Source organism: Desulfurococcus sp. (assembly GCF_049970475.1).
Lineage (GTDB): Archaea > Thermoproteota > Thermoprotei_A > Sulfolobales > Desulfurococcaceae > Desulfurococcus > Desulfurococcus amylolyticus.
On sequence record NZ_JBMFMW010000105.1, the window covers coordinates 1 to 3,783 of the forward strand.

Sequence of the window (3,783 nt, forward strand, 5' to 3'; positions counted from 1 at the left end):
GTACGTGGAGAACAAGGTTGAGTCCTTGAGAGAAGGGTTCGAGCTGGTTAGCCTGGGTTATGCGAATATAACGCCGTGGAAGTGCCCAAGGGACATAGAAGAATCTACGCTAGAAGACATGTTGAACGAGCTCATGTCCCAAACGCGTAGTATCGAGAAGACAATCTTGAACACTCACTGCCCTCCCTACAACACGAACATAGACCTAGCCCCTAAACTAGTCGACTTTAAACCAGTCGTCACAAGTGGTGGTGTTGTAATGGAGCACGTTGGTTGTAAGTCTGTTAGGAGCATTATTGAGAGATATCAACCATTAATCGGGTTACACGGGCATATCCACGAGTCAAGGGGCGTTGATAAGATAGGTAGGACGCTCGTTCTAAACCCTGGTAGTGACTATAACGTGGGGGTTCTCAGAGCGGCTTATGTTGTGCTAGAAGGCTCAAAAGTGAAATCATACTTGTTGATCTCGGGCTGATTTTTCCCTCTATCTTCCAAAAACATTTACTCTACTCCTTTACCTGTATTTAAATATGCTTCTTTATTATATTTATATTTTAAACGAAGGTAAAGGCTATGCTGGTGTAAGTTATTGGCAGCGAGAGAACTGTATGTTAGAAAAGCATCCGGTCTTGTAAGAGCAATGAGCGCTTTCGACGCGATGAACCTGAATATCTCGATGTGCAGTCCACCACAGGGCGTTCTCTGGGCTTGGACTTTCGGCCCAGCGATGATACTCGGCGTTAACCTGACTTTGTCGTATTTCCTAGGTATATGGGTTATCCTAGTAAGCGGCGCTATATTGTACGCTTTATGGATGATAGCAATCCCTAGATCCGGAGGAGACTACGTGTGGTTCAGTAGAGCAGTACACCCTGCCTTCGGCTTCGCGGTAAACTGGTTCTTCTCCTTCGTGTTCTTAAACTGGTACGCCATGAACCTTCAGACTATGGGGCCATTCTGGCTCTCTCCCATACTCTATACTCTGGGCTACAAGGAATTAGCCGACTGGGCCTCCTCGTGGGTCGGCTCGGTTATTATAGGCACGATATTTAACATAGCTTTCACGATACTCCTACTATATGGGATTTCCCTTTACAGTAAACTATGGAAGTACCTGTTTTTCATTGTTCTAGCTGGTTCAATAGTGTACGCGGCGATATTATACCTCACGCCGACTAGTGTCTTCATATCGCGTTTCAACGCGATCTCCAGTGTAAAATACAATGAAATAATAGACCTCGCTATGAAACACGGATGGGTCGCAGGATGGACTATGGGCGCAGTACTGATGGGGCTAGTATTCCCCTTACAAAACTACAATTGGGCAGGGTTCCCGGCATACGTGGCCGGCGAGGTTAGGAGAGTCGAGAAATCAGCTTGGATAGGCATAGTAGGCGGTCTAGTTGTGATGGGACTATGGTACACCTTACTAGGCAATAGTATATACCATGTCGCTGGCCTGGACTTTCACAATGCTCTAGCCTACATATACAATAGGCTCCCGGACAAATACCCATTGCCGTTACCCCCATACCCTCAAACATACCTCTGGATACTCTACCCCGACCTGGTCTGGCTTCAAGTTCTAGTAGGGTTCCTGTGGTTCTTATCCAATGTTTACTTAACACCTCCCAACCTATTGATAACATCAAGGAACATGTTCGCCTGGTCATTCGACAGACTACTCCCTACTAGGTTGACGAAAGTCAACGAGAAGGGTGCCCCGGTTTACACGATAATCGTCTCCGCGATAATAGGAGAGCTTATAATGATGTTCGTGGCCACAGCGACATACCAGGTTATGATAATGAACACGTTCATAGTCATGATGGTCGTCCTAGGTTTGGTGGGACTAGCTAGCTTCGTCTTCCCGTTTGTGAAGAAGGAGATGTACAATATGTTCCCCGACCAGGCGAAGATCAGTATCGGTGGCTATCCATTGATATCCCTAGCCGGTCTGACAACTGCAGTGGTCGCTTTCTGGGGTGCTTACTCCATGGCCTCGGTCCCCGCTCTAGGAGGGCTTAGCACAGCATCTCTAATATTCAATATAGCCATACTACTAGCATCCATCCCAGTATATGTTGGGGCATACTTGTACAATAAGAGAGTGCTAGGGCTAGACCTTACGCTATTATTCAAGGAGATACCACCAGGCTAATCTCTAAGACCGTTTTTATCCCTCCATACATTCATTCATTTTTTATATGGTAAGGAGAAGATGCTCTCACCCTCCGATGAGAAAATCGTTAGTAAAGCTTTAGAGATAGTTGAGAGAGCTAACTCGAGGAAGATCGTGCTCAGGATAATTGGAGCCGTAGGCATTTATCTCCACATTAGAGACGTGCCTGAGGCGCTAAACTTTTACATAAACACGCCCCGCTTAGGCAAGGTAAGCAGTATTTTCACAGACATCGACTTAGTCGCTTACAGTAAGCAGCGAAAGGACGTGATGAGATTCTTCGAGAAGGAACTGAAATACTCATCTAACCCTAGGCTGCAGATGATATTCGGGGGCAAGAGACTATTATACTTTGAGCCGCAAGAAGGGTTCAAGGTCGACATCTTCTTTGATAAATTAGAGTTCAGTCACGACGTGCTCTTCGGCAGTGAGCCAGGTAAAGGAAGGCTCGAACTAGATTACCCTACTACAACACCAACAGACCTACTGCTCGAGAAACTCCAAATACACAAAATAAACTTTAAGGATATAGTAGACGTAATGGCCCTCTTGTTATCACATGAAGTAAAAGAACACCACGAGGCAAACGTGATTGACGCGAAGTACATAGCTAGCGTGCTTAGCGACGACTGGGGATTCTGGTACGACGCGATGGAAAACCTTAAACTCGTGGAACAGTATGCTCAAAGCTTCTTTGATAAAGGGGTTTTAAGCCGGGATCAACTCCAAGCCATCAAAATTAAAATCAGCAGGATCCGGGAGATAGTTGACGCTACTCCGAAAACGAAGAACTGGGTGAAGCGCGCGAAAGATGGTACTAAGAAACCATGGTACAGGGAGGTAGAGGAGTATATCTGACGAAGAGCCATACATTGCAGGTTTAACTACAAGACTGCCCGTTTAACCCTGGTATACTTGGCTGGGCTTCAAGAAGGCGTCAGCAGAATTTCCTCTATCACGCTTTCCTTGCTCCGATCTATGCTTCTCACGAACTCGTAGAAGGCCCTGAGATCCGCGCTACCCTTCTTCGCTAAGTAGTTCTTGGCCTCGGCTTGTATCACGCCGTGGAACTTGGCGTCGAAAATAGTAGATAAACCAACGATAAGAGGCCCAAGGCGTGTCAAATAAGCCGTCTACAACTACTGTCCTATCTTCAATAAACCACCTGTTTCAACCAATCGATGAAAAGCGTTTGATTAGTTCACGCAAGCCTGTTTTTAAGAGATTTCTCACTCTACGTTACAAGGCTACTTTATATAGCCGTTGTCGCCTAGTGGAAAGCGTAGTGATACACGAGACCTCGCCAAGTACACGGTGCATTATAGGGCTAAGATAGCCGTTTCTACCTCTATTAACACATCTAGCTGGGCTTACGCGAGAGTTGCTTCAGGTTATAACTGGGTGCTTTGTGCTTTTGCCTTCTATCAATTATTCAATTTTCACCCCACACCTTCACGCTCGGTCATAGGCTTGTTTAGCCGGAATCTGCATACTTGAAAATACCCCAAATTAGAATCTTACTATGTGAAATAGAACATTCCATGAGCAGTCTCACGGCTTCAACTACTACTCACGCTAATTAAGCAAGCACTATACAA

At 45.8% G+C, this 3,783-nt stretch carries 4 protein-coding genes; 3 read left to right on the forward strand and 1 reads right to left on the reverse strand.

The features are described 5' to 3' along the window. The 3 genes from ACP5N5_RS06065 to ACP5N5_RS06075 form a co-directional block, all read left to right on the forward strand. Positions 1-478, forward strand: a 478-nt coding sequence (locus ACP5N5_RS06065) for a metallophosphoesterase family protein (protein WP_428133958.1), incomplete at its 5' end; no start/stop codon positions are given. A gap of 114 nt (positions 479-592) precedes the next feature. Further along, positions 593-2,164: an APC family permease gene (locus ACP5N5_RS06070; protein WP_428133961.1), complete on the forward strand. Its 1,572-nt coding sequence runs from the start codon at positions 593-595 to the stop codon at positions 2,162-2,164. A 60-nt stretch (positions 2,165-2,224) separates the two neighbouring features. Beyond that, positions 2,225-3,043: a hypothetical protein gene (locus ACP5N5_RS06075; RefSeq protein WP_428133963.1), complete on the forward strand. Its 819-nt coding sequence runs from the start codon at positions 2,225-2,227 to the stop codon at positions 3,041-3,043. A gap of 68 nt (positions 3,044-3,111) precedes the next feature. Here the strand turns inward: ACP5N5_RS06075 and ACP5N5_RS06080 are convergent, their stop codons facing one another. Beyond that, positions 3,112-3,309 carry a hypothetical protein gene (locus ACP5N5_RS06080; RefSeq protein WP_428133967.1) on the reverse strand — a complete coding sequence of 66 codons (198 nt, stop codon included), beginning with the start codon at positions 3,307-3,309 and terminating at the stop codon, positions 3,112-3,114. Positions 3,310-3,783 lie beyond the last annotated feature (474 nt).